Source organism: Cupriavidus basilensis OR16 (genome assembly GCF_000243095.1).
GTDB classification, from domain to species: Bacteria; Pseudomonadota; Gammaproteobacteria; order Burkholderiales; family Burkholderiaceae; genus Cupriavidus; species Cupriavidus basilensis_D.
Genome location: NZ_AHJE01000058.1, coordinates 1 through 24,258, shown reverse-complemented (window position 1 = coordinate 24,258; position 24,258 = coordinate 1). Strand labels below are relative to the sequence as shown.

At 66.4% G+C, this 24,258-nt stretch carries 19 protein-coding genes, 1 tRNA gene and 4 pseudogenes; 7 read left to right on the top strand and 17 right to left on the bottom strand.

Annotated features, from left to right (window positions below; genetic code table 11):
* Positions 1-4: 4 nt before the first annotated feature.
* The 4 genes from OR16_RS21785 to OR16_RS21770 form a co-directional block, all read right to left on the bottom strand.
* Positions 5-1,111, bottom strand: coding sequence for a bifunctional nicotinamide-nucleotide adenylyltransferase/Nudix hydroxylase (locus OR16_RS21785; RefSeq protein ID WP_050983064.1), 1,107 nt, complete (start codon positions 1,109-1,111; stop codon positions 5-7).
* 25 nt (positions 1,112-1,136) lie between these two features.
* Positions 1,137-1,580: a GNAT family N-acetyltransferase gene (locus OR16_RS21780; RefSeq protein WP_006160110.1), complete on the bottom strand. Its 444-nt coding sequence runs from the start codon at positions 1,578-1,580 to the stop codon at positions 1,137-1,139.
* Between the two features lie 268 nt (positions 1,581-1,848).
* A tRNA-Cys gene (locus OR16_RS21775) sits at positions 1,849-1,923 on the bottom strand.
* 120 nt (positions 1,924-2,043) lie between these two features.
* Entirely contained in the window at positions 2,044-2,463 is a 420-nt protein-coding gene (locus tag OR16_RS21770) for a hotdog fold thioesterase (protein WP_006160109.1), read from the bottom strand.
* A 395-nt stretch (positions 2,464-2,858) separates the two neighbouring features.
* Here OR16_RS21770 and OR16_RS21765 point away from each other — a divergent pair, with 395 nt between their 5' ends.
* The 3 genes from OR16_RS21765 to OR16_RS46200 are packed head-to-tail and all read left to right on the top strand — an operon-like array spanning position 2,859 to position 5,948.
* Complete coding sequence (locus OR16_RS21765) at positions 2,859-4,565, top strand: putative bifunctional diguanylate cyclase/phosphodiesterase (protein ID WP_006160108.1); 1,707 nt, start codon at positions 2,859-2,861, stop codon at positions 4,563-4,565.
* 47 nt (positions 4,566-4,612) lie between these two features.
* Complete coding sequence (locus tag OR16_RS21760; protein WP_237717173.1) at positions 4,613-5,719, top strand: HDOD domain-containing protein; 1,107 nt, start codon at positions 4,613-4,615, stop codon at positions 5,717-5,719.
* Positions 5,697-5,948 carry a hypothetical protein gene (locus OR16_RS46200; RefSeq protein ID WP_237717172.1) on the top strand — a complete coding sequence of 84 codons (252 nt, stop codon included), beginning with the start codon at positions 5,697-5,699 and terminating at the stop codon, positions 5,946-5,948. The genes OR16_RS21760 and OR16_RS46200 overlap by 23 nt, the downstream gene beginning before the upstream one ends.
* A gap of 99 nt (positions 5,949-6,047) precedes the next feature.
* Here the strand turns inward: OR16_RS46200 and OR16_RS21755 are convergent, their stop codons facing one another.
* The 6 genes and pseudogenes from OR16_RS21755 to glmU all read right to left on the bottom strand — a co-directional run bounded on the left by OR16_RS21755 (position 6,048) and on the right by glmU (position 13,207).
* The gene (locus tag OR16_RS21755) at positions 6,048-6,368 is read right to left on the bottom strand and encodes a hypothetical protein (protein ID WP_006160107.1); all 321 of its coding nucleotides are present in this window, start codon (positions 6,366-6,368) and stop codon (positions 6,048-6,050) included.
* A 218-nt stretch (positions 6,369-6,586) separates the two neighbouring features.
* Positions 6,587-6,826 carry a winged helix-turn-helix domain-containing protein gene (locus OR16_RS44135; protein WP_237717171.1) on the bottom strand — a complete coding sequence of 80 codons (240 nt, stop codon included), beginning with the start codon at positions 6,824-6,826 and terminating at the stop codon, positions 6,587-6,589.
* Positions 6,732-7,343, bottom strand: coding sequence for a response regulator transcription factor (locus tag OR16_RS43610; RefSeq protein WP_006160105.1), 612 nt, complete (start codon positions 7,341-7,343; stop codon positions 6,732-6,734). The genes OR16_RS44135 and OR16_RS43610 overlap by 95 nt, the downstream gene beginning before the upstream one ends.
* Positions 7,340-9,307, bottom strand: coding sequence for a sensor histidine kinase (locus OR16_RS21745; protein ID WP_006160104.1), 1,968 nt, complete (start codon positions 9,305-9,307; stop codon positions 7,340-7,342). Before OR16_RS21745 ends, OR16_RS43610 begins: the two co-directional genes overlap by 4 nt.
* Positions 9,308-9,879: 572 nt before the next feature.
* On the bottom strand, positions 9,880-11,718 hold the full coding sequence (gene glmS / locus OR16_RS21740; protein WP_006160103.1) for a glutamine--fructose-6-phosphate transaminase (isomerizing): 1,839 nt from the start codon (positions 11,716-11,718) through the stop codon (positions 9,880-9,882).
* 120 nt (positions 11,719-11,838) lie between these two features.
* Positions 11,839-13,207 (bottom strand): annotated as a pseudogene (gene glmU / locus OR16_RS21735) (bifunctional UDP-N-acetylglucosamine diphosphorylase/glucosamine-1-phosphate N-acetyltransferase GlmU).
* Between the two features lie 257 nt (positions 13,208-13,464).
* Between glmU and OR16_RS21730 the strand changes: the two are divergent.
* Positions 13,465-14,331, top strand: coding sequence for a DUF6279 family lipoprotein (locus OR16_RS21730; RefSeq protein ID WP_006160100.1), 867 nt, complete (start codon positions 13,465-13,467; stop codon positions 14,329-14,331).
* Between the two features lie 26 nt (positions 14,332-14,357).
* Here the strand turns inward: OR16_RS21730 and ttcA are convergent, their stop codons facing one another.
* From ttcA to OR16_RS21715, 3 genes are all read right to left on the bottom strand, one after another.
* A complete protein-coding gene (gene ttcA, locus OR16_RS21725) occupies positions 14,358-15,299 on the bottom strand; it encodes a tRNA 2-thiocytidine(32) synthetase TtcA (protein WP_006160099.1) in 942 nt (313 codons plus the stop codon).
* 158 nt (positions 15,300-15,457) lie between these two features.
* Complete coding sequence (locus tag OR16_RS21720; protein ID WP_043420600.1) at positions 15,458-15,859, bottom strand: dihydroneopterin aldolase; 402 nt, start codon at positions 15,857-15,859, stop codon at positions 15,458-15,460.
* 70 nt (positions 15,860-15,929) lie between these two features.
* A complete protein-coding gene (locus OR16_RS21715; RefSeq protein WP_006160097.1) occupies positions 15,930-16,754 on the bottom strand; it encodes an SDR family oxidoreductase in 825 nt (274 codons plus the stop codon).
* A 15-nt stretch (positions 16,755-16,769) separates the two neighbouring features.
* On the opposite strand from OR16_RS21715, the pseudogene OR16_RS21710 reads away from it, so the two are divergent.
* Positions 16,770-17,989 (top strand): annotated as a pseudogene (locus tag OR16_RS21710) (class I SAM-dependent methyltransferase).
* A gap of 36 nt (positions 17,990-18,025) precedes the next feature.
* A pseudogene (locus tag OR16_RS41620) lies at positions 18,026-18,214 on the top strand (DUF2905 domain-containing protein); the annotation flags it as partial.
* Between the two features lie 74 nt (positions 18,215-18,288).
* Here the strand turns inward: OR16_RS41620 and OR16_RS21705 are convergent.
* The 4 genes and pseudogenes from OR16_RS21705 to OR16_RS21690 form a co-directional block, all read right to left on the bottom strand.
* A complete protein-coding gene (locus OR16_RS21705) occupies positions 18,289-19,524 on the bottom strand; it encodes a multifunctional CCA addition/repair protein (RefSeq protein WP_006160096.1) in 1,236 nt (411 codons plus the stop codon).
* 8 nt (positions 19,525-19,532) lie between these two features.
* The gene (locus OR16_RS21700) at positions 19,533-20,222 is read right to left on the bottom strand and encodes a glutathione S-transferase family protein (protein WP_006160095.1); all 690 of its coding nucleotides are present in this window, start codon (positions 20,220-20,222) and stop codon (positions 19,533-19,535) included.
* Between the two features lie 177 nt (positions 20,223-20,399).
* Positions 20,400-21,425, bottom strand: a complete 1,026-nt coding sequence (locus OR16_RS21695) for a complex I NDUFA9 subunit family protein (protein WP_006160094.1) — start codon at positions 21,423-21,425, stop codon at positions 20,400-20,402.
* 105 nt (positions 21,426-21,530) lie between these two features.
* Positions 21,531-23,452: pseudogene (locus tag OR16_RS21690) on the bottom strand (transglycosylase SLT domain-containing protein).
* 97 nt (positions 23,453-23,549) lie between these two features.
* Here OR16_RS21690 and OR16_RS21685 point away from each other — a divergent pair.
* Entirely contained in the window at positions 23,550-24,158 is a 609-nt protein-coding gene (locus OR16_RS21685; RefSeq protein WP_043420598.1) for a 5-formyltetrahydrofolate cyclo-ligase, read from the top strand.
* Positions 24,159-24,258: the final 100 nt, after the last annotated feature.

The window sequence follows — 24,258 nt, the reverse complement described above, 5'->3', positions numbered from 1 at the left end:
CGGCTCAGCCCGCCGGCTGCGCCTCGCCGTCGAACAGATGCAGGAAGCGATCGAGGATCAGCAGATGATCCTCGAACATCTGCCCTTCCAGCGCCAGCAGCTCCTGCTGCGGCACCCAGCGCACCGCGGCCGCGTCATCGGCGGCCGCCACCGCCGGCAGCGCATCGAGCGGCAGGTCGAAGAAGAAAGCGTGGGTCAGCGTGCGCCCGCGCTGGCTGCGCTCGGGATGATCGAACAGCGCCTGGCCGCGCAAGGATTGCTGCAACGCCGGCCTGGACAGGCCGAAGCGTGTCTCCTCGTCGAGCTCGCGCAACACCGCATCGGCCACGCGCTCATGCTGGTCAAGGAAGCCGCCGGGCAGCGCCCAGGCGCCGCGGCCAGGCTGTCCGCCGCGGCGGATCAGCAGCACCTGGCCGCAGCAGCGCACCACCGCATCCACCGTCACGAAGACCGGCGGATAGGGCGCGGCCGCCCACCGGCGGCTGTGGTCCTGCAAGAAGCGGTACTCGGCCAGCAAGGTCGCAAACGCTTCGCGCCCGGCGAAATCGCGCAGGAACGCGGCCACCGGCTGCGGCAGCACGCTCTCCAGCCCTTCCAGCCCACCCTGCTGCTCGAACCATTGCCGGCGCACGTCGGCGGCGTTGAGCCGCCCGAAGCTTGGCTGCGGCAGCAGCTCCCAGCCAGGGAAATCGTTGAGGTAGCCCGAGGACGCATCCTTGAAATGCCCGAACAGGCCAACGCGCGGCGCGCCTTGCGCAGGGGCATCGATCACCGCGCCCGCCGCGGCGCGCACCGCCTCTGTCCAGCGCGCGCTTTCGTAGTAGTCGCGCACCACCACAAAACGCAGGTCGGCAACGCGCGCGACGTCCCACGCCGCTACCGCGCCCGCGATCATCTGACGGCGCTCATTCGCGGTGAAGGGGTTCTTTACCGTGCGGGCGCCCCCGGCCGAGCCGAGCACCACGACCACGGTGCGAGCCTGTGCCAGCGCCTGGCGCAACATGGCAACGTGCCCATTGTGAAAGGGCTCGAAACGGCCGATATAGACCAGGTAGTCGAAGGTAACGGCGCTCGCCGGGTTCGTCAGGTCAGTCTGGTTCGTCGGAATCATCGGGTTCAGCGGCACGTCAGGTAGATCATTTCAGCTCGCAACACATGCACAACGGCAGCGCGCCCTCTTGCTGGCGGAACTCGCGTGACGCGCGCACTTCCGGCGGCAGGCGCTCGGCGGAGATCAGCGAGAACCCGTAGCGGGCGAAGTAGCTGGGGCAGCTGGCGCTCAGCAGCACGGCGCGCGTGCAGCCGTTGGCACGGGCGCGCATGAGCATGGCGGAAACCATATGGGACGCGATGCCACGATCGCGATAGGGCGGCAAGACCGCGACCGAGCGCACGACTACCGTGTCGCCATAGCCTTCGGCACCGGCGCAGCCGACGATCCCGCCGTCGAGCACGGCAATATGGAACAACGCCAGCGAGGGATCGAGATCGTCGCTGGCGAGGCCACAAGCTTCAAGGACTTCCGCGATTGCCGGCCAATCGGCCGGTTGTGCGGCGCGGATACGCAGATCTCTTGTCATTGCAATTATCTCCCCGCCACGCACGATGGCGGAGGTTGTCATGGATGGACTGCGCTGACTTCACACTACATGATTCGGGCGACTTGTTCCAGCGGGGAAAACGGCATAAGCGGTGCCTTATCCACCAAATGAATAAGGCAGGGCCGAGGCAAAATAGGCTAACGGAAAAAGGGAAAAAGGGGCGCGAAGCATCGCTGCGGATCGCAGCGGCCGGCCGGCCGCCGGGTCGGCTGCACGATGCAATCGCCACGACCATCATGGGGAAACCTGGAGGCGGGGGAACGGAATTGAACCGCCGTGTACGGCTTTGCAGACCGTCGCATAACCACTCTGCCACCCCGCCGCTGCCGGGACGCCGCGTTTTGGCGTCCGCTTACAGTGCGCGGCGCAGTGTAGCTGGAAATCAAAATCTTTGCACGGCGCGAAGACGCCCCCAGGTTGCGCAGCCTGGAGCGACTGGCCGTCAGCGTGAAAGAATGGACATGGTGATCCGGGCGACGCATACCATCTTGCCTTCATCATTGCGGATCTCGATGGCCCACACATGGGTCGATCGGCCGATATGCACCGGCGTCGCGGTGCCGGTCACAAAGCCGGTGCGCGCCGCGCGCACATGGTTGGCATTGATGTCGAGCCCGACACAATATTGCGCCTCGCTATCCAGGCACAAGCTGGCAGCGCAACTGCCCAGCGTCTCCGCCAGCAGCACCGAAGCCCCGCCGTGCAGGATGCCGTACGGCTGCACGGTGCGGCGGTCAACCGGCATGCGCGCGCTGATCGACGCCTCGCCGATTTCGGTGAACTCGATGCCCAGTTGCTCGACGGCGGTGTCCTTGTGGCGGGCCTGGAGGTCTTTCAGGGAGGGGGTCGATTTCCACAGCATGCACGGTCTCCGATATGGTTTGTGCTGCATTCTAAGGCACCTGTCCGCGAACGTCCCGGGTTGGGAAGTCCCTGGAAAATCCGCATCGGCCTGGCCCTGCCCATCGGCGCATCGGGTGCCTTCTGTGCAACGGCGCCACAAACTCTTGCCGCAGACGCATTCGGGTGATCGAACGTTGCGGTTAAGCGTTAAACTGGCATGCGCAGCATGGATAACATGCACCTGAAATCACTTTAAAGCGCGGGATAGCCAGCACGGCAGCACTGGCGGCGCTCAATCACGAGATCGCTCGATTCGGCCCGAGTTTCAACCAGAGTTCCATGACGTCGTTTACGTATGACGCAGTTCTAGCGGCTGAGCCTCCTGAATGGCCATCATCCGACCGGAATCCGCTCTTGTCCGCCGGGGTGTCGGCGCTGGATGCCTGGGCATTGCTCGAGGCTTCGGGCGGGCTCGCCCTGCAGATCGATCTCGCGGGCAACATCATCCTGGCGACCGAAGCCTCGGCGCAGCTGCTTGCCTATCCGCGGGCATACCTTCTCAAGTCCTCAATCCTGGATGTCGTCTCGCTCGATCAGCGTGGGCGACTCGCCGAACTGCTGCGTGCCTGCGAGCAGGAAGCCCCCGGAAAGCTCGGCCGCATCCGCTTCTCCGGCGGCGTCGGCGAAAGCCGCTGGCTGGACCTGCGGGTGTGCCGCCATGCCGACGAAGACGGCAACCCGAGCTTGCTGCTGTTTGGCTACGACGTGACCGACTGGGTCGACAACGAAGAGCGGCTCATCGAGGCGTCGTTTCGCGATCCGCTCACCGGCGTTGGCAACCGCGCCATGGTGCGCGAGCGCATTGCCGGGTACCTTGCCGAAGATGGCACGGGAAAAGCGCCGTTTGCGCTTGCCTTGATGGATCTCGACGGGTTCAAGAAGGTAAACGACTCGCTCGGCCATGAATTTGGCGACGCCTTGCTCAAGCAAGTCAGCGTGCGGCTGCTTGGGGCGGTCCGCCCGATGGACATGGTCGCCCGACTGGGCGGCGATGAGTTCGTGCTGCTGCTGGACGGGATCGCGTCGGAAGCGGCCGCTATCGGCATCGTGGAGAAGGTGATCCACGTCTGCAGGCAGCCCTTTCATCTCGCCGGTTGCCAGATCCGCGTCACCACCAGCCTGGGGCTGACTTTTGGCACGCTGGACCACCAGTCCGAGTCGCAACTGCTCAAGCGCGCGGATCTGGCCATGTATGACGCAAAGGCGCAGGGCAAGAATCGTTACTGCGTCTACACGCCGGAGCTGGGGCACCGGCTGGACGAGCAGTTCCGGATCGAACAGAACATGTTCGAAGCCGTCCAGAACGGCGAGTTCCTGCTTCACTACCAGCCGATCGTGTGGCCCGGCTCCGGCAAGGTCTGCGCAGTCGAGGCGCTGATGCGGTGGCAACACCCGACGGGGTCCGTGCCGCCGGCCGTGTTTATCCCGGTTGCCGAGCATAACGGCCTCATCAACCATCTCGGGGCGTGGGCGCTGCGTTGCGCGTGCGCGCAACTGGCGAGCTGGGATGCGCTCGGGCTGGACGTGGGATACATATCCGTCAATGTCTCGCCGGTCCAGTTCAGGCACCCCGGCTTCGCGGACAGCGTCAGGAGGGCAATCAAGGATTCCGGCATCAGCTCGCACCGGCTGGTCCTGGAGATCACGGAAGGCGCGTTGATGACCGACCCCGAAGCGGCGCAAGACTTGCTGACGGAGTTGCGCGCATTGGGCGTGCGGTTCGCGGTCGACGACTTCGGCACGGGATACTCCAGCTTGTCCTACCTGCGCCGCTTCCCGCTCTCAGCGCTGAAGATCGACCAAAGCTTTGTGGCCGACATGATGGACTCCCCGCATGCGCGGACCATTGTGTTTGCAGTGTTGTCGCTCGCGCGGGAACTCGGCCTGGTGGCCATCGCCGAAGGCGTGGAATCCGAGGAGCAGAGCCAGTTGCTGGCCGAGCAAGGCTGCGAGCTGGTGCAGGGCTGGCGCTATGCGAAGGCGATGAGCCCGGCCCAGTTTGTGGACCTGGCGCATGCCGGCAAGCTTCAGCTTGGCAGCACCCAAGTGTTCTCGAAGTAGACGCCGCCATGTCGAACAAGACGTTCTTCGAGACACTATGGAGCCGCATGGCGCAGCAAGGGGATTTCCCCACGCTGCAGTTCTGCATCGACAACATTTTCAAGACGCTCAACAGCGACACCACCGTCGGTGAGATGGCCGCAGGCGTGCTCTCCGATTTCAGCTTGTCGCAAAAGGTGATCCGGCTGGCCAACTCCGCCATGTATCGCTCGTTCGGGGGGGAAGTCACGACCGTGTCGCGCGCCATCCTCGTCCTGGGGGTCGAGGCGATCAGCCATCTCACGCTGGGGGTCCAGTTGCTGGACTATTTTTCCGGAGTGTCCATCAACCGCCCGCAAGCTTCAACCGAGCTGAAGCAGGCCCTGATCGCCGGCGAGTTCACGCGCGCGCTCAGCAACGCCCAAGGCATCAGGCAAGCGGAAGAAGCCGTGGTTTGCACGCTGATGCACCACATGAGCCGCCTGCTCCTGGTCTTCTACTTTGCCGAGGAGTGGGAACAGATCCACGCCATCTGCGAGGGCGATTCCGGAAAAGAAAGCGAAGCATGCCAGCAAGTGCTGGGCGTCACCCTCGAGGAGATCGCGGCGCAGGCTGCCATCAAATGGCGGTTGCCCGGCCTGATCGCGACGTCGATGCGCAGTCAGCGCTTCGACGGGGACTCGGTACTGGAATCCCACGCTGACTGGCTGGGCGCGATTGCCGACATCTCCTCCCGGGCCGCCGCGCTGGTTTCGAGGGACGCCCCCCAGGAAGACGTCCAGGCCTTGCTGCTGGATCACGCCGGGGCACTGGGCCTGCAAGCTTCGGCCGTTGAAAGCGCAGTCCGGCAGGCCCTGGCGTTGAACGTCTCCATGACCAATGCGGAGTCCCCCGAGGCGGCCGAGGCAACCCCTGCCCTGAATGCGGGCAAGCCGAAGGATGCCCTCAAGCGCCTTCAGCAAAGCCTCCTGGAAATACAACGCGACGGTAGCGAACTGCCGGTCTCCGAGCTCGCTCCGCTAGTGCTCGAATCGGCCATGCAGGCGTTGAATTTCTCGCACTGCTTCCTCATGCTGCTCAACCCCATGGCAATCGTTCGAGGAGGGTTTCGTCCCAGATATCTTTCACTTCGCGGCCATCGGCAACAAGCCGGTGCTGCTCGAGGATTCCTTTGACAAAGAGGTGGCGCACCGCGTGCCGCGCTGGTACCGGGAACAGATGCCCGATGCCCGCTCCATCCTGCTGGCGCCCGTCATGATGAAGAATCGCTGCGTCGCCATGATCTGCGGAGACTGGGGCCCGACCGCCTGCACGGGCGGGCTGTCCGACGCGGAGATGGAATCCATCAGCCTGCTGACGCGGGAGATCTCCGCGAGCTTCCTGCGGCCTGCCGAGCACCGGTAGGCCAGCAAAGGCGTCCTGGCGCGAAGGCGCGATGCGCTGATCCTGCGATGGGCGCCATGGCAATGACACATCCCGAGGAGCCGATGGGCCAGGACTGATCTAGTCCGAGCCCTGCGCCGGGCCGGCGGGAGGTGGCCCGGCCATCCTGGCCCTCGCCTTCGCGCGATTCCAGGCATTGCCAATCGCAAGTCCGGCAGAGGTGGCGACATACGCGCTGGAGTCCTCGGCCGTGGTGCCGTCGTACTGCAGCAAACCTGAATCCATCATCTTGCGAATCTGCCAGCGGTGAACGACCTCGTCGCTGCCATGCGAGCCAGGTTCCGCCAGCACGACACTTGGCAGGAGCCGGCCCCAGGGATCGCGAGTGACGCGCAGGATCGCCCCGTTGGCCACTCTTCCCAATAGCTCGCTCTGCCTCATTCTTGCTCCACGCTTCCTTTCCCAGGTACGGCGGGCATCAAGCTTCCCCGCGCGGCGCTCGAGTCCCTTAAACCAACCGCCCAGCCCCCTGACGGGGGGTGAGGATACAAAAATCCGTGCCAGCAAAGCTCACAAATACTCACGAATACTCACGAATACTCACAAATACGCACAAGTCCTCAGAAAGGTCACGAACGCGCACCGCCGGCCGCTCAGCGCTATCCCTCGGCCTGGCCCAGCCAGCGCTGCACCAGCAGGTAGCCAACGCCGCGCACGGTGCGGATCACCGGGCCATGCGGCCACGCCTGCGAGAGCTTGCCGCGCAGCCGGCTGATGGCGACCTCGATCCGGTGCTCGTCGAAGTCAAGGTAGTTGCCACCCAGCGCCTCCACCAGTTGCCGGCGGTCGGCCGGATCGGGTGCACTGCGTCGCAAGGCCTGCAACAGCTGGCTTTCCACGCGCGTTAGCAAAAGCGCGTTGCCATCCGGCGTGATGGCCGTGAGGCGGCGCGCATCGAGGCGCGCGGCCAGCCAATGGCGGCAAAGGATGCTCGGGCGCGACGGGGCCAAGGCGGCGCAGCAGGTTGGCGATCACCAATAGCAGCTCTTCCGTGCGCGCCGGCTTGACGAGATAGGCGTCGGCGCCACCGCGCAGCCCGGCGAGCCGGTGGTGCGCCATGCCGCGCGCGGTCAGCATGATGATGCCCAGGTCGGGCCGGGTACGGCGCAGCCGCTCGCAGATCGACAACCCATCCTCATCCGGAAGGCCCAGGTCGAGTACCAGCACCCGGCACGGCCGGCCCGCCAGGTGCGCGTCCAGCGCGGCCCCGTCGGGCAGGCCCGCGACCGCGTAGCCGGCGTGGGTCAAGTGAAAGACCAGCTCCGTGCGCAGACGCTCGTTGTCCTCCACCAGCGCAATGGGAACCCGCTCGGACATCCCGCTTGCGGCGGCATCGGAAGCGGCGAAAGCCGTCATGCGGCCTCCGGCAGCCAGGCCACGAAGCAGGCCCCCTCGTGCCAGCCCGGATCACAACGCAGCGTCCCGCCATGCAGCTCCACGATCTTGCGCGCCAGCGGCAGGCCCAGCCCGAGACCCGGCTGGTCGGCAATCTCGCCGAGCCGGTGGAATTTCTCGAAGATCACATCTTCCTTGCCCAGCGGCACGCCGGGCCCCTGGTCGCGTATGCGCCAGACCACGCCGCGCACGCCTTCGCGCATACCCGCGGCGATGTCGATCAGGATGGGGCTCAGCGGGTAAGCGTACTTGACCGCGTTGTCGAGCAGGTTGAGCAAGGCGAAGTGCAGCAGGCGGACATCCCCATTGAGCCGGGGCAACACCGCCGCGGCCCTCAGGGATACACGGCCCGCCGCGTGCGGCTCGAGCGACGCGAGTACGTCGCGGCTGAGCTCGGCGAGGGCAAACGGCGCAGCGTCGAGTTGCTGTTCGCCGGGCACCAGCCGCTCGCGCGTCTCGGCCAGTTCCATCAGCAGCTTGAGCCGCCGCACCGCCAGCTGGATGCTCTGGTAGCGGCTCTCGCGCTGCCCGCGGTCGCCGCCGATATCATCGAGCAGGCGCAGGCTATAGGCCGCGGCGTCGATCACCGCCACCGGCGTGCGGACCTCGTGCGTCATCATCGCGAGCAAACGGCTTTGATCCGCGAACGCAACCCGTTCGCGCAGGGAAGATGCCACGGCCTCGCTGGCCTGCTCCTGCGCCCTCTTGCGCTCGCTTTCGGCATCGCGCACGCGCAGCACAATGGTCAGGTGCAGCGCCAGCATGAGCGGTAGATCAAGCAGGCGTCCGCTTCGCAGGGCAAAGGGGCTCATCGGCAGCAGGCCGAACGCACCAAGGCAGTCGTGCAGGATGACGAGGCAATACAGCGAGAGCGAAGCCGCGACCAGCCGTCCGGAAGCCCCCCCGGTACGCCACAGGCGAAGATGGACAGGAATCGAGAACCATTGCCCCAGCAACACGCCGACATAAAGCACGGATACCGCGTCACCGTAGTGATCGCTCGATGACGACAAGGCGACCGCCAGGGCCGCCAGCATGAGGCCCTGGTAGTAGCGCAGCAGGCGCGGCGCGCGCTCCCGCAGTTGCAGCAGGCTGATCACGAACAGGCTGGCGCACGCCCATTGCAGCCCCACCAAGGCCTTGGCGGCCAGCAGCGGCACGGCAGCATCGCGCGGAAAGAGAAACTGGCTGGCCAGTCCGTCGGCGGCAAACCAGCGCAGGGTAGCAACGGCCACGATCAGGGAAAAAACCCCGTAGAGCGCCCGGCGGGTCAGCAACCAGGCCGCCAGGTAGAAGAGCACTACCGTGGCCATGAAACCCAGGTGCATGCCATAGGCAAGATTGGCGGTTGCGCTTGCCGCATGCAGCGCGGACGCACGCCACAGCCGCAACGCAACGACCATCGTGCCTGTGGTCTGGATGCGCAAGTACAGCACGTCGCCCGGCCGCGCCTGCGCAAGCCGGAAGGCCAGGTTGCGATAGCGCCCATCGGACCCGTCGCGCGCGTTGAAGGGCAGCGCATTGCCGCTGCGGCGCTCCACCCAGGCGCCGTTCGTGCCCGCCTGGTACAGGCGCACATCATCGAGCGCGCCGGGCCAGATCTCCAGCCAGCGCTCGTTACCCTGCGCCGCCGCGGGCAGCACCACCTTGAACCAGACCACGTCGTGGGTATAGCCCTCGCTCAGGCCCCCGACCAGTGGCTGGAAGCCGTTGGCAAGCGCGGCTACCTGCGTGATCGTGAAGCGCCTGCCCGGATCGCGCAACCAGGACACATCGGGGCTTTGCAGGGGCAGCGGGCTGGCATCGGAGGCCCAGGCCCGTGCCGCCAGCAAGCACGCCAGCATGGCGATGACACCGGCAGCATGAAGGTGGCGGGCCAGCGCTGCGCCTGCACCATGGCGCCAGGCCGGGTTGGCGACGGTCATGAGGCGAAGCCGGGCGGCCGCGCATGACAGCGCTGCGGGCGCGTGATGCCACCAACTGGACAAGCCAGCCATCCTGGGCGGCTTGGACACCACCCGGCAAGCCAATCTTCAGTCATTCCCGAGGCAAGGTGTGCGGCGGGACTCCTAGAGCACCTGGTCCGCATATTCGTATTTGGTGTTTTATCTTTTTATCGTCTTCCTGCTTGCCTGCACCTGCAGAAGGCCTTGTGTCGGGCGCGTCTTCGGCGAAAACACAAGCAGTGCGAGATTTTTGGCCATTGGCCCGGATTATTCAAGCCCGCCAAACGAATGAGTCGAATGAGTCGAACGGGCGTATTGCGCGCCCCGTCGGCGTTGGCCGATATCAAAGTCGGCAACTCACCGATAGCGAGCGGTGAGCGCAAAGGCCATCCTGACACCAGCATCGGCGCGAAGCCGGCCATCTGGCCGCGCGCCCTCCACCGGCAACTGGCATGAATACACACTTACCCATGCCGGCCAAACCGCGCGGCCGGCCAGGCTTTCCCGGCCATGCCGCGCGGCGCGGCTTGCATCTATCGCGATCGCTTGCGTTACTCCACCGTGACCGATTTGGCCAGGTTACGCGGCTTGTCCACGTCAGTGCCACGCGCACAGGCGGTGTGGTACGCCAGCAATTGCAGCGGCACCACGTGCAGGATAGGGGACAGGTCGCCGTAGTGTTCGGGCAGGCGGATCACCTGGATGCCCTCGGTGGAATGGATGTGGGTGTCGCTGTCGGCGAACACATAGAGCCGGCCGCCGCGGGCGCGCACTTCCTGGATGTTGGACTTCAGCTTTTCCAGCAGCGCGTCGTTGGGCGCCACCGTGACCACCGGCATGGCCTCGGTCACCAGTGCCAGCGGGCCGTGCTTGAGCTCGCCGGCCGGATAGGCTTCGGCGTGGATGTACGAGATTTCCTTGAGCTTGAGCGCGCCTTCCAGGGCGATCGGGTAGTGCAGGCCACGGCCCAGGAACAGCGCGTTCTCGCGGCGGGCAAAGTCCTCGGACCAGGAGATGATCTGCGGCTCCAGCGCCAGCACGCCGTGCAGGGCCACAGGCAGGTGGCGCAGGTTGGTCAGCGCGGCGGCTTCGGCCTCGGCCGTGAGCCGGCCACGCACCTTGGCCAGCGCCAGGGTCAGCATGTACAGCGCGGCGAGCTGGGTGGTGAAGGCCTTGGTCGACGCCACGCCGATCTCGGTGCCGGCGCGGGTCAGGAAGCGCAGCTCGGTTTCACGCACCATGGCGCTGGTGGCCACGTTGCACACCGCCAGGGTATGCGTGTGGCCCAGCGACTTGGCATGGCGCAGGGCAGCCATGGTATCGGCGGTTTCGCCGGACTGCGAGATCACCACCACCAGCGCGCGCGGATTGGGTACGGTCTCGCGGTAGCGGTATTCGCTCGCGACTTCGACCTGGGTCGGGATCCTGGCGACGGATTCGAGCCAGTACTTGGCGGTGCATCCCGAGTAATAGCTGGTGCCGCAAGCCAGGATCAGCACACTGTCGATCTCGCTGAACACGCTCTGGGCGGTCTCGCCGAACAGTTCCGGCGTAATGGCGTCGATGCCTTCCAGCGTATCGCCGAGCGCGCGCGGCTGCTCGAAGATCTCCTTCTGCATGAAGTGGCGGTACGGGCCCAGTTCCACAGCCGCGGCGTGCGTCTCCACCACGCGCACTTCGCGCTTGACCAGGTGGTCGTGCACGTCGCAGATGGTGGCGCCTTCGCGGGTGATCTCCACCACGTCGCCTTCTTCCAGGTAGATGATGCGGTTGGCGGTACCCGCCACGGCCAGCGCGTCGGAAGCCAGGAAGGATTCGTTGTCGCCCAGCGCGACCACCAGCGGCGAGCCGGCGCGTGCGCCGACCACGCGTTCCGGATGGTCCTTGGAGAACACGGCGATGGCGTAGGCACCGTGCAGGCGCTTGGTCACGGCGCGCACCGAGGCGAACAGGTCGCCGCGCGTAGCGCTGCTCGGGTAGGTGTAGACCTGGTGGATCAGGTGGGCTACCACTTCGGTGTCGGTCTGCGACTCGAAACCGTAGCCGGCTGCGCGCAGTTCTTCGCGCAGCGGTTCGTAGTTCTCGATGATGCCGTTGTGCACCAGCGCGATGGACTCGCCCGAGAAATGCGGATGCGCGTTGGTGGTGTCGGGCTTGCCGTGCGTGGCCCAGCGCGTATGCGCCACGCCGGTCATGCCGGACAGGCCCGACGCGCGGGTCTGCTCGTCCAGGTCGGCCACGCGCGACACCGTGCGGGCGCGCTCGAGCGCGTCGTCGCGCACGACCGCCACGCCACAGGAATCATAGCCACGATACTCGAGGCGACGCAGTCCTTCGATCAGGACCGGAACGATATTGCGCGAGGAAACCGCGCCGACGATGCCGCACATATTCTTCTCCCACAGGGCGCGGACACGGCCGCACCGGATGATAGGCGCGAGGACGGCGCTGCCGTCTCCCGCGAGTTGCCATTGCCGCCCGGCCGTATCCCGGCCGGGCGGTGGCGGGGCTTATTTCTTGGCTTGCTTGACCGGACGCTGCCACGCGTCGAGCGTCATCTGCTTGGAGCGCGACAGCGTCAACTTGTCAGCCGCCGCCTCCTTGGTCAGCGTGGTCCCGGCACCAATGGTGGCGCCGCGGCGCACGGTCACCGGCGCGACCAGTTGCGTATCGGAACCGATAAAGACATCATCCTCGATGACGGTACGGTACTTGTTCGCGCCATCGTAGTTGCAGGTGATGGTGCCCGCGCCGATGTTGACGCGCGAGCCGACCGTGGCGTCGCCCACGTAGGCAAGGTGGTTGGCCTTGCTGTGCGCGGCGATCTGGCTGTTCTTGACCTCGACGAAGTTGCCGATATGCACATCCTCGCCCAGCACCGTGCCGGGACGCAGGCGCGCGTAAGGGCCGATGCGGCCGGCCGCGCCAACGCTGGCATCCTCGAAATGGCAGAACGGCTGCACCCGCGCGCCAGCGCCCACGGTGCTGTTGCGCAGCACGCAGTTGGCGCCGATATGCGCGCCGTCTTCCAGGTGCACGCGGCCTTCGAACACGCAGTTCACGTCGATGGTGACGTCGCGCCCGCAGGTGAGCTCGCCGCGGATATCGATGCGTGCCGGATCCAGCAGCGTCACGCCGGCTTCCAGCAGGCGCTGCGCCAGGTTGCGCTGATGGATGCGCTCCAGCTCGGCGAGCTGCACCTTGCTGTTCACGCCCAGCGTTTCCCACAGCGCCCTGGGCTGGGCGGAAACCACTTCCATGCCGTCCGCCACCGCACGCTCGACCGCGTCGGTCAGGTAATACTCGCCCTGGGCGTTGTCGTTGCGCAGCGTGGACAGCCAGCGGCGCAGCGGGCCGGTGGGCGCCAGGATGATGCCGGTGTTGATTTCACGGATGGCGCGCTGCGGCTCGCTGGCATCCTTTTGCTCGACGATGCGCACGATCTTGCCCGCCTCGCGCACGATGCGGCCATAGCCGGTGGGGTCCTCCATTTCGACCGTCAGGATGCCGAAGCGCTCGCTGCCGGCCGCGTCCACCAGGCGCTGCAGCGTGGCGGCTTCGGCAGCGGCACGTCGCCGTACAGCACCAGCGTCGGCTGGCTGTCGTCGAGCAGTCGAGCAACGGGAGCGCCTGCGCCACGGCATGGCCGGTGCCAAGCTGCTCGGCCTGCAGGGCGAAGGCAACGTCTGGCGCGCCAACCGCCTCGCGCACGCGGTCGGCACCATGCCCAACCACCACCACGAGCCGGGTCGGCAACAATTTGCGCGCCGCCTCAATCACATGCGCAAGCAGCGGCCGGCCAGCGAGAGGATGCAGGACCTTGGGCAGCGCGGAGTTCATCCGCTTGCCCATTCCTGCGGCGAGAATGACGATATTCACAAGGAGGGTCCTAAGTGAGTGTGTCCAGTCAACAGTATGAATCACCCCCTCGGAGATCCCGGGGGCCGGCAGCGTTGGCCAGGATCCTGGCCCGAACCCTGAAACCGGCGGCAAAGCCAGCAACGGTCGGGAAATACGGGCGCGATCAGCTGCCAAAACGCGCGGAAAAGGATTCTATCATGGGGGTTTTGCGCCGTTTGACCGCTTATCCCTTCCTGCGCAGGGACTGTCTCCGGCGTCTCTTTCTGGTCACAGCCGTGTTCGCCCTGACGGCCTGCAGTGCCCTCAAGCTAGGCTACCAGCAGGGCGACCGGCTCGCCTACTGGTGGATTGACAACTACGTCGACGTCTCCGCCAGCCAGGAACCCCTCACCCGTGATGCCATCGCACGCTTCTTCGCCTGGCACCGCAAGGATCAGTTGCCCGAGATCGCCGGCCTGCTGCGCCAGGCCAAGAGCGAAGTACAGCAACCGGTCTCCGCCGCCGCGCTCGGCAAGATCCAGGACGACGCCCAGCGCCTGGCACGCGTCGCCTTCGATCGCTCCGCGCCCGACGTGGCCGACCTGCTGCTGACGCTAACACCTGAGCAGATCGTCCGCATGGAGAAGAAATTCGCCGACACCAACGCCAAGTACCGCAAGGAATACCTGCGCCCCGACCTGGCTGCCCGCGAGGAAGCTCGCTTCGACAAGGTGATGGACTACGCGCGTCTGGTCTACGGACGTTTCTCGAGTGACCAGGAGGCCACTATTCGCCTCGCCATGGCGCCCGTGGTGCAGGGCGCCGAGGCGCGCTACGCGGAGCGCGTCAAGCGCCAGCAGGAATGGCTCGCGCTGGCGCGCCAGGTGCAGGCCGAGCATCCGCCCAAGGCCCAGGTCGTGGAGATGCTAAGGCGCTATGGCGATCACTGGCAGAACCCGCCTACGCGGGAGCGCAATGCCCGTTACGACGCCAATAACGAGGCCGGGCTGGCGCTTACCGTGACCATTGCCAACCTGACCACGCCGGAGCAGAAGGCGCACGCGGCTGAGCGCTTCCAGAAGTGGATCGATGACGCGAACGCGTTGATGCGCGATGGCACCGCCAATGCGGCGGCACCCCGGCCAACGCGCGCTGAGAACTGACCAGGGGCCGCGAGCCGGCCCGTAGCCTATTCGGCGGCAGGCTGCGCCGCGCTGGCGGGCGCGGACTTCTCGAAGCGCACGAATTCCAGCTTGTTCTCTTCCAGGCCGCCCGCAAAGACCAGCGGCTGCTGGGAGAAGGTGGTCTCGCCGAACAGCGCGGCCTCGTCCACCTTGGCCAGGCCGGTTGCCAGCCCGTTGAAATCGAACAGATCGGTATCGGCCAGATGCGACGGCACCACGCTGCGCAGCGCGGCAAAGATATTGTCGGTGCGCCCCGGATTGGTCCGCTCCCACTCCAGCACCATTTCCTTGACCTTCTTGCGTTGCAGGTTTTCCTGCGAGCCGCACAGGTTGCACGGGATGATCGGGTATTCCATTGCGCGCGCGTAGCTGGCGATGTCCTTTTCAGGGCAATAGGCCAGCGGGCGGATCACGATGTGCTGGCCGTCGTCGGTGGCCAGCTTGGGCGGCATCGCCTTCATCTTGCCGCCAAAGAACAGGTTCAGGAAGAAGGTCTGGATGATGTCGTCGCGATGGTGGCCCAGCGCGATCTTGTTGGCGCCGAGTTCCTTGGCGGTACGGTAGATCACGCCGCGGCGCAAGCGCGAGCACAGCGAGCAGGTGGTCTTGCCCTCGGGCACCTTCTCCTTGACGATGGAATAGGTATCCGCGTCGACGATCACATACTCCACGCCCACCGACTTCAGGTAGGCGGGCAGGATGTGCGCGGGAAAGCCCGGCTGCTTCTGGTCCAGGTTCATCGCGATCAGCTTGAACTTGACCGGTGCGCGCTTTTGCAGCGCCATCAGCACCGACAGCATGGTGTACGAGTCCTTGCCGCCGGACAGGCACACCAGCACCGTGTCGCCATCCTCGATCATCTTGAAATCGCCGATGGCACGGCCCGTCTGCGACTGGAGATAGGTCTCCAGACGGAAGAAGTTCTTGGAATGCGTGGTGGCGGTCATGGCGATGGGGCGATGGGTACGGCAAAGCAAGGGCAAAGCGGCGCGCAATGCGGCAATTGCATCACATGCAAGCTGCCGGGGCCGGAGAACCTGCCATTTTACCGTGAGCTGCCGCCCTGCGCCGGTGGCGCTGCCAGAGCGGCAACCGACAGGCCAACCTACGCGCTCTTGATGTGGAACACCTCGACGCCGACCGAATCGCAGTCCGGGTACACATCCGGCTTTTCGGTCGAGACACGCACGGCGCGCACCTTGGGGTGCTTGAGCATGGCGCGCGCCACGTCGTCGCACAGGGTTTCCTGCAGGTGGACGTGGCCCTGCGCCATGCGCTCGGCGACCGTATTGCGCATGAAGTCATAGTCCACCACTTCCTGCAGCTTGTCGTCCTGGGGCGTGCTCTGGGCCAGCGGCACGAACAGGTCGATATTGATCAGCACGCGCTGTTCACCCTTTTTCTCGAATTCGTGCACGCCGATATTGATCTGCACTTCGTAGTTGCGCAGGAACATGCGGCGGCAGTCTTGCAGGCTGGGGTGTGTGAGGGCGGCGAGCATGGTCATGATGGGGAGAGGAAAAAAGAGGGGGAAGGCGCGCGCGGACTTGGCGCACGCGCCGGTTACGTCATTCGGCTTATTCGGTCAGGAACATCACGTCGCGCGCCAGCGGCATCAGGTGCTGGCCGCCGTCGACGTATAGCGTGGTGCCGGTCACGGCGCGCGCCTCGGCCAGGTAAGCCACCGCCTGCGCGATGTCTTCCGGCGTGGACGACTGCCCCAGCGGCGTCATGCGGTGGGCGCGCCGGAAGCCCGGGCTGGACTGGTCGCCCGAGACCATGGTGATGCCGGGCGCCACGCCCACCACGCGCAGCTTGGGCCCCAGCGCCTGGGCCAGTTGCACGGTGGCAGTCTGCAGCGCCGCCTTGGACAGCGTATACGACAGGAAGTCCGGATTCAGGTTATCCAGCTTCTGGTCGAGCAGGTTGACGACCACACCGCGCTGCGTGTCCGACATGGCACGGTGCATTTCGCGCGCGAGCAGCAGTGGCGCGGCCACGTTGGTGCGCATATGCGTGTCGAGCGAGGCATAGGAGAAGCTGGTGGCCACGTCGTACTGGAACAGCGAGGCGTTGTTGACCAGGCAGGTCGGCACGCCCAGCGCATCGGTACAGGCTTTGATCAGCGTGGCGGTGGACGCTTCGTCGGCCAGGTCGGCCTGCAGCACGGCCGCGCGCCGGCCGCCGGCGCGGATCTGTTCGGCCAGCGCCTCGGCCTCGGCCACGGAGCGGTGGCAGTGCACCGCCACGTCCCAGCCGCGCTGGGCCAGTTCCAGCGCGATCACTCGCCCTAGCCGGCGCGCGGCGCCGGTGACGAGCGCGATGCCGCGCGCGGGGGTGGCAGAGGCGGCGGCGGTAGCGCCGGCAGGCGATGCGGAGTCAGGGGATTCGGAGGCTGGCATTGCTACAATCGCGGTATGCACAAAGGCGCTAGTTTACCCCTTCCCCCCGCCGACGCACTGTCGGCGTCCGCCGCGCTTACCGCGCGCATCGGCCAGGCTATCGACGACGCGGGCGGCTGGCTCGGTTTCGACCGTTATATGGCGCTTGCGCTATATGCGCCCGGGCTGGGCTACTACAGCGGCGGCGCCGCCAAGTTCGGCCGCGACGCGCGCGATGGCAGCGACTTCATCACCGCCCCCGAACTGAGCCCGTTTTTCGCCCGTACGCTCGCACGCCAGTTCGCGCCGCTGCTGGCGCAGGGCCTGACCCAGGTGCTGGAATTCGGCGCCGGCACCGGCCGGCTTGCCGCCGACCTGCTGCTGGCCCTGGAGCAGGAAGGCCAGTTGCCCGAGCACTACGCCATCGTCGAGCTCTCCGGCGAGCTGCGCGCGCGCCAGCAGGCCACGCTGGCCGCCCGCGCGCCGCACCTGGCGCCGCGCGTCGCCTGGCTGGATACCCTGCCCGAGCATTTCGAGGGGATCGTGGTCGGCAACGAAGTGCTGGATGCCATGCCGGTGCGGCTGTTCGCCCGCAGCCATGGCCGCTGGCTGGAGCGCGGCGTAGCCCGCCTCGACAACGATGCCAATGCCGATGCCGATGACGCCAATGCGGCGGACGCCGCCTTTGTGTTCTCCGACCGCCCGCTGGCTGCCGATGCCCTGCCCGAAGCCCTGCACGCCGTGGCCGGCGACCACGACATCGTCACCGAGACCCACGCCGAGGCCGAAGGCTTCACGCGCGCGGTGGGCACGATGCTCAAGCGCGGGGTGGTGTTCCTGATCGACTACGGTTTCCCCGCAGCCGAGTACTACCACCCGCAGCGCGTCGGCGGCACGCTGATGTGCCATTATCGCCATCACGCCCATCCGGACCCCTTCCTCTATCCCGGCCTGCAGGACATCACCGCCCACGTCAACTTCAGCGGCATCGCCCACGCCGCCGCCGATGCAGGGCTGACGGTCGCCGGCTTTGCCTCGCAGGCGCGCTTCCTGATGAATGCCGGCATCACCGAACTGCTGATGGCGCTGGACCCCAACGACGCGCGCAGCTTCCTGCCCGCGGCCAACGCGGTACAAAACTGCTGTCGGAGGCTGAGATGGGCGAGCTGTTCAAGGTCATCGCGCTGACGCGGGACTTCGATGCGGCGCTGCCGCTGGCAGGCTTCGCGCGCGGCGATCGCAGCCACGCGCTATAGTCCGCGCACCCTACCCCACCCTTTAGGCACACCTACATGCTGCGCTGGACTTTCACCATCTTCCTGGCCGTCATCGTGCTGTCGGCGGCGCTGCCCTGGCTGCAGAAGCTGGGGTTGGGGCGGTTGCCGGGGGATTTGCGGTTTCGGTTGTTTGGGCGGGAATTTGTGTTGCCGTTTGCTTCGACGATTTTGTTGTCGATGGTGGCGTTGGTGATTGGGAAGTTGTTTGGTGAAACTGCCGTTGAAGTTGCCCTTGACGTTGAGCCGTTGAAGCTGAAGTTGCAGTTGCAGTTACCCCCCTACCCCCCCAACTTAGCCGCCACCGCCTCAACCCGCGCAGCACGCACGCGATCCTTGATCAGCCCAGGATCCCCAGCACACTCCAGCGCCACGGCCCCGGCGTCCACCGAAGCCGCCGCCTCCAGCGCCGTCATCAACCGCGCCGTCTGCGGATACTCCCGCGCCTCAAACCCAAGCCGCCCCCGCGCATCCGCCTCGCATGCCTGCAGCGCTTCGGCAAACCGCGCCGGTTTGCGCAACGCATCGCACCGCTCCAGCAAGCGCGTCAACGCGGCCGCGCCGAACTCCCCGCAGCGATGGATATTGCCATGCTCGCGCGCCACCACCACGGCCAGGTCACGGCAGTCAGTCGGCACGCGCAACCGCTTGCAAACCGCCTCCAGCAGTTGGACGCTGCGCTGCTCGTGCCCGATATGGCGCGGTAGCACATCCTCGGGCGTGGTGCCCTTGCCCAGGTCGTGCATCAGCGCGGCAAAGCGCACTGGCAGCGAGGTACCCATCGCGGCAGCGGTATCCACTACCATCATCACGTGCACGCCGGTATCCACCTCCGGGTGGTAATCGGCCCGCTGCGGCACGCCCCATAGCCGGTCCAGCTCGGGCAGCAGCCGCGCCAGCGCGCCGCATTCGCGCAGCACCTCGAACATGCGCGAGGGCCGCGCCTCCATCAGGCCGCGCGCGAGTTCCTGCCAGACGCGCTCGGCCACCAGCGCGTCGACCTCGCCGGCCCCCACCATCCGGCGCATCAGCACCAGCGTCTCCGGGGCTACCATGAAATCATGGAAACGCGCGGCGAAGCGGGCCACGCGCAGGATCCGCACCGGGTCTTCGGCGAAAGCGTCCGAGACATGGCGAAACAGCCGTGCGGCGAGATCGCGCTGGCCGCCGTAGGGGTCGATCACGGGGCCAGTGAGCGCGCCGTCGTCGCCCACCGCTTGCGCCATGGCGTTGATGGTGAGGTCGCGCCGCACCAGGTCGTCTTCCAGCGTCACGTCTGGCGCGCAATAGAACGAAAAGCCCTTGTAACCCGCAGCGGTCTTGCGCTCGGTGCGGGCCAGCGCGTACTCCTCCCGGGTCCTGGGATGGAGGAACACGGGGAAATCCTTGCCCACCGGCTTATAGCCTTCGGCTTCCATCCCGGCCGGGGTTGCGCCCACCACCACGTAGTCGCGGTCCTGGCTCGACAAGCCCAGCAAGGCGTCGCGAATGGCTCCGCCTACGGCATACACCTGCATGGGCGAGCTCAATGGTTGATCACGACCGCGTCGGCGCGATCAGGGACAAGACGGTAGGGCTCGTCGTCAGCGAGGAAATCGCGCTCTTCATGGGCATCGGTGATCCATGCCTGCATGGCCGGCAGCGCCAGGATAAAGTCCGCATATTGCTTGGCGGCCTCGGGCAGGCGGATGCCATAGGTGGCAAAGCGGCTGACCACCGGCGCGAAAAATGCGTCGGCAATGGTGAACGTGCCGAACAGGAACGGGCCGGCGCCAGCGTGGCGCGCGCGCAGGCCGGACCAGATCGCGGCGACGCGGTCCACGTCGCGCTGCACCGCTACGTTCCAGCCCATGCCCGGCAGCACCGCGGTGACGTTCATCGGCAATTGGCTGCGCAGGTTGCCGAAGCCCGAATGCATCTCCGCGCAGATCGAGCGCGCATGCGCGCGCTCGGCACGGTCGGCCGGCCAGAGCTGCTTTTCGGGGAAGGACTCGGCCAGGTATTCGGAGATCGACAGCGAGTCCCATATGGAGACATCGCCATCGACCAGCACCGGCACCTTGCCCGCGGGCGTATGCTTTGCGATCGCTTCGTCAAACCCTGCCACGAACAGGCGCACCTTGACCTCCTCGAACGCGATGCCCGCCTGCCGCATCAACAACCAGGGGCGCAGCGACCAGGAGGAGTAATTCTTGTTGCCGATGACGAGCTTCATCGCGAAATCCTTGCAGGAAACTTGGGGAGAGAGGCCGGGGCGTGCGGGCGGGACCACTTGCCGGCAAACGGATCATTGTAGCCAGCCGCGCCAAGCGCCTCCAAGCGAATTACGCTCGCAGCGATGTGAATCCTGGTCACAAGCAAAAGGCGCGGCCACGCCGAGCCGGGCTGCCGCTCAGCGATAGCCGCTGCGCCGCAGCGACAGCATGTAGCTCTCGTGCCCGCGCCCCGCCAGCACATCGGTCATCACCACTTCCAGTCCCACCGGCTGGCGCAAGCCAAGTTCGGGCGCGATCGGCCCGTGCATGACATTGTCGAGCCGCATGGAATCCAGGTTGTCGCGCGACATCACCGGCGCGCCCGGCATATGTTCGAGGATGGCTGCCTGCACGCGGGCCAGGGCGTCGGGCAGGTGCAAGACCGGGCGCGGGTGCCCGCTGGCGCGGCCCGCAAAACGCACCAGTTCCTCGAGCGTGAAGACCTGTGGCCCGGCCAGGTCGTAGGCGTGGCCGATGGTGGCCGGGGTCGCCATGGCGTTGACCATGGCCTGCGCCACGTCCTGCACGTACACCGGCTGGAACCTGGCTTGCGCGCAGGCCAGCGGCACCACCGGCGCCAGTTGCTGCATTTGGGCGAACAGATTGAGGAAGTGGTCGTCGGGGCCGAACATCACCGACGGCCGGAAGATGGTCCAGTCCAGAGCGCTTTCGCGCACCACGCGCTCGCCGTCGCCCTTGCTGCGCAGGTACATCGACGGGCCGGCGCTGTCGGCGCCCAGCGCGCTCATGTGCAACAGCCTGCGCACGCCGGTGCTGCGGCAGGCTTCGACGATGCGCCGCGGCAGGGCCACGTGGGCAGCGGCAAAGGCCGCGCCGTAGGGCTCGGCGCGTTCGCCATGGAGAATGCCGGCCAGGTTCACCACGATGCCGTCGGTGCCCAGCGTGCCAATGGCGGCGTTCAGCGCGACGTCGTTTCTCACGTCCAGCTCGATCACCTCGACGCGCGGCAACAGAAGCAGGTGCTGTGCATGCTCCGCATCACGGGTGGCGGCCAGGATGCGTTCGGGGTCCAGAGGCGGCTCCACGACGGTACCCGGCTCCAGCGGCGTGGCCGACGCGGTGGCGACGCCCGCCAGCCGGGCCACCAGGTGGCTGCCGACAAAGCCGGCCCCTCCGATCACTAGAACGTTGCTGGTCTGCATGGATCTCTCCGTGGCAAGGGACGACTGGCGCACGCTCCAGGGCTGGAGCACGCGCCGGCTACCGCTTTGGCCTGCAGGCCACGCTGCCTTCAAGGCATGAAAACCTCAGGGCAGGCTGGTCGTGGTGATCTGCGACGGCGACACCACGCCCAGGCGATCCTTGAGCGACTGCGGCCGGCCGCTCATCAATGCAGCATAGTACGTGGCGTTCGACAGCACATTCTTCACGTAGGTCCGGGTTTCCGCGAACGGAATGGTCTCGGCGAAAATCGCACCCTCGACCTGGCGCGGCAAGCTGGAGCGCCAGCTCTTGGGACGCCCCGGGCCAGCGTTGTAGGCGGCCGAGGCCAGCGTCCAGGAACTGTCCAGGTCAGTAAGCACCATGCTCATGTAGTTGGTGCCGAGCTGGATGTTGATATTGGGATCGCTCATCATCGAGGGCGAGAAGTCCGTCATGCCGATCTTGCGCGCCACCCACTTGGCGGTCGCCGGCATCACTTGCATCAGGCCATGGGCGCCCGCCGAGGAGCGCGCGTTCATGATGAAGCGCGATTCCTGGCGCACCAGGCCATAGGCCCACGCCATGTCCAGGCCCACGTCGTCGGTGGCGCGCTGCATGATGTCCCGGTACGGCATCAGGAAGCGCAGCGAGAAATCGTGCTCGGCCTGGGTGCGGTCGGCCGTGTTCACGGCGCGGTCGAGTAGTTCGATGCGGCGGGCGTAGTCGGCGGCGGCCAGCAGCTGGCGGTCGGTCATGCCACGCAGCTCCCAGTTCCATTCGCGGTTGCCCTCGAAGCGCAGGTTGAGGTCATAGAACTTCTGCGCGCGCAGGAAACCCAGGCGGGTGCGCATGGCATTGACCTCGGCATCGCTGACCGGCGTGCGTGCCGGCAGCACGATGCGATTGCCCAGTTCCTCGCTGGCCAGCTGGCCGTAGAAATTGAACTGGCCGGCGATCGACTGGAACTGCTTCTCGGCCTCGGCGCCGCGGTTGTCCGCCTTGAGCGCGCGCCCATACCAGTAGGTCCAGGCCGGGTCCTTGGCGCGCAGCTCGGGGCGCATCAGCTCCACTGCCTGGCGCACCTGTTTCCAGTCGCCCTGGCGCAGCACGGCGCGCACGCGCCACTCCTGCGTTTCGTCGGACAGCCACTGGTTGCCGCCCAGGTCCATCTGGCGGCGATAGTAGCCGGCCGCCTCGGGCGCGAGCTTCTTGGCGGCGTACAGGCCGATCACCCCCCAGCCGGCGCCCTGCTCGTCGCGCGACAGGCTGCCGGCGTTGGCGCTCAGGTAGGCTTGACCACGGTGGCGAGCGTGTTGCTGTCGCCGCGCGCGTCCGGCGCAGTGGCGGCGATGCGCCCGGCCAGCGTCACATAGTTCTGCTCCAGCGCCTGGCGAGCCTGGAAGGCCACGTCGCTCGGCTCGATCTGCTTGCTCTGCGCCAGGTAGCCGATCAGGTCGACACAGCCTTCGCCGTAGTAGCGTGGATCGCTCAGCGCGGCGCGTGCATCCGCCGCCACGTTCTGGCCCTTGAGGGCGCGCGACAGCAGGGCGTAGCACTCCACCTGCGTATCGTCCTTGAGCGCGAACTGCGGGTACTCGGCATCGAAATTGGCCCAGTCGCGCTTCTTGCCCAGCACCAGCAGCCAGTCATTGCGCATGCGGTCGGCGATGGCCTCGCCCTTGTAGCGCTGCAGGAAGGCGCGCACCTGGTCGTCGGGCGCGTCGACGCGGGCCAGGCCGCTGGCATCGAACATCTGCGGCTTGATGCGGAAGTACTCGACGTACGACGAGATCGGGTAGTCCACCAGCGTGGCCGAGATGGCGTCGGTACGTGCCACGTCGTTCTTGCGCGCGGCTTCGCGCAACGCCACGAAAGCGTCGTCGGGGTTGCTCGGGATGGCCAGCGACTGAGGCTGGGACTGCGGCTGAGGCCGCTTCTGCGCAAATACCGGCGTGGCAAGCAGTGCGCACGCGATCGCCGCCAGGGCGGCCTTGGCCGCACGCTGCGGATATACTCCCTTCGGCATTCTTCTTCCTTGTTGTGACGGCCGGACAAACCCCTTTCGAGGGCGCTCGTCCGACCGTGCAATGTTTGGTCAACCACAGACATTATCCCACGCAGCCATGCCAAGCGACGACGTTCGCGGCCCCTCCGGCGAGCCCGGAAAGCCTGATCCCGGCGTGCAGCGAGCGGCGCTGCGGCGCCAGTTGCTCGCGCTGCGCGGCGCATTGCCACAGCGCAGCGCCGCAGATGCCGGCATCGAAGCCGCGCTGGGCGCACTGCTGGAGCGCCTGCCCGTGCAGCGCCTGGGCTTCTACTGGCCAATCCAGCAAGAGTTCGACGCCCGCGCCGTGGTCTCGCGCTGGCTGGCCGGCGCCCCCGGGCGGCAAGCGGCCCTGCCGCTGGTAAGCCGGCCGGGCGCGCCGCTGGATTTCCACTTGTGGGAGCCGGCTACGCCGATGATTGCCGGGCATTACGGCATTCCCGTGCCCGATGGCACGCCGCCCTTGTTGCCAGACGCCCTGCTGATTCCATGTGTCGGTTTCAGCGCGAATAAGTTCCGCCTGGGCTATGGCGGCGGGTTCTATGACCGCACGCTGGCGGCACTGGCTGCCGGCGGGAACGCGCCGGTTGCGATCGGCATCGGGCATGAGGCCTGCCGGATTGCGCTGGTGCCGCAGGCGCATGATTTGCCGATGGATTGGGTGGTTAGTGAGGGGGGGGTGTTTTGAGGGATTTGGGATGCATCTTCATCCTATTGGGGGTTGGTCGCTACTTCTTTGAGCGGCGATGGCGTTTGCACCCAACAGGCGTACGACATCCCCCTGCGGG

Coding starts and splice junctions, on each gene's coding strand:
- OR16_RS21715 (WP_006160097.1), bottom strand. CDS start 16,754: ATGCCAGCCTCCGAATCCCCTGACTCCGCATCGCCTGCCGGCGCTACC.
- OR16_RS21720 (WP_043420600.1), bottom strand. CDS start 15,859: ATGACCATGCTCGCCGCCCTCACACACCCCAGCCTGCAAGACTGCCGC.
- OR16_RS21705 (WP_006160096.1), bottom strand. CDS start 19,524: ATGCAGGTGTATGCCGTAGGCGGAGCCATTCGCGACGCCTTGCTGGGC.
- glmS (WP_006160103.1), bottom strand. CDS start 11,718: ATGTGCGGCATCGTCGGCGCGGTTTCCTCGCGCAATATCGTTCCGGTC.
- ttcA (WP_006160099.1), bottom strand. CDS start 15,299: ATGACCGCCACCACGCATTCCAAGAACTTCTTCCGTCTGGAGACCTAT.
- OR16_RS21745 (WP_006160104.1), bottom strand. CDS start 9,307: ATGACCGTCGCCAACCCGGCCTGGCGCCATGGTGCAGGCGCAGCGCTG.
- OR16_RS21695 (WP_006160094.1), bottom strand. CDS start 21,425: ATGCAGACCAGCAACGTTCTAGTGATCGGAGGGGCCGGCTTTGTCGGC.
- OR16_RS21700 (WP_006160095.1), bottom strand. CDS start 20,222: ATGAAGCTCGTCATCGGCAACAAGAATTACTCCTCCTGGTCGCTGCGC.
- OR16_RS21780 (WP_006160110.1), bottom strand. CDS start 1,580: ATGACAAGAGATCTGCGTATCCGCGCCGCACAACCGGCCGATTGGCCG.
- OR16_RS21760 (WP_237717173.1), top strand. CDS start 4,613: ATGGCGCAGCAAGGGGATTTCCCCACGCTGCAGTTCTGCATCGACAAC.
- OR16_RS21685 (WP_043420598.1), top strand. CDS start 23,550: ATGCCAAGCGACGACGTTCGCGGCCCCTCCGGCGAGCCCGGAAAGCCT.
- OR16_RS21770 (WP_006160109.1), bottom strand. CDS start 2,463: ATGCTGTGGAAATCGACCCCCTCCCTGAAAGACCTCCAGGCCCGCCAC.
- OR16_RS43610 (WP_006160105.1), bottom strand. CDS start 7,343: ATGACGGCTTTCGCCGCTTCCGATGCCGCCGCAAGCGGGATGTCCGAG.
- OR16_RS21785 (WP_050983064.1), bottom strand. CDS start 1,111: ATGATTCCGACGAACCAGACTGACCTGACGAACCCGGCGAGCGCCGTT.
- OR16_RS21755 (WP_006160107.1), bottom strand. CDS start 6,368: ATGAGGCAGAGCGAGCTATTGGGAAGAGTGGCCAACGGGGCGATCCTG.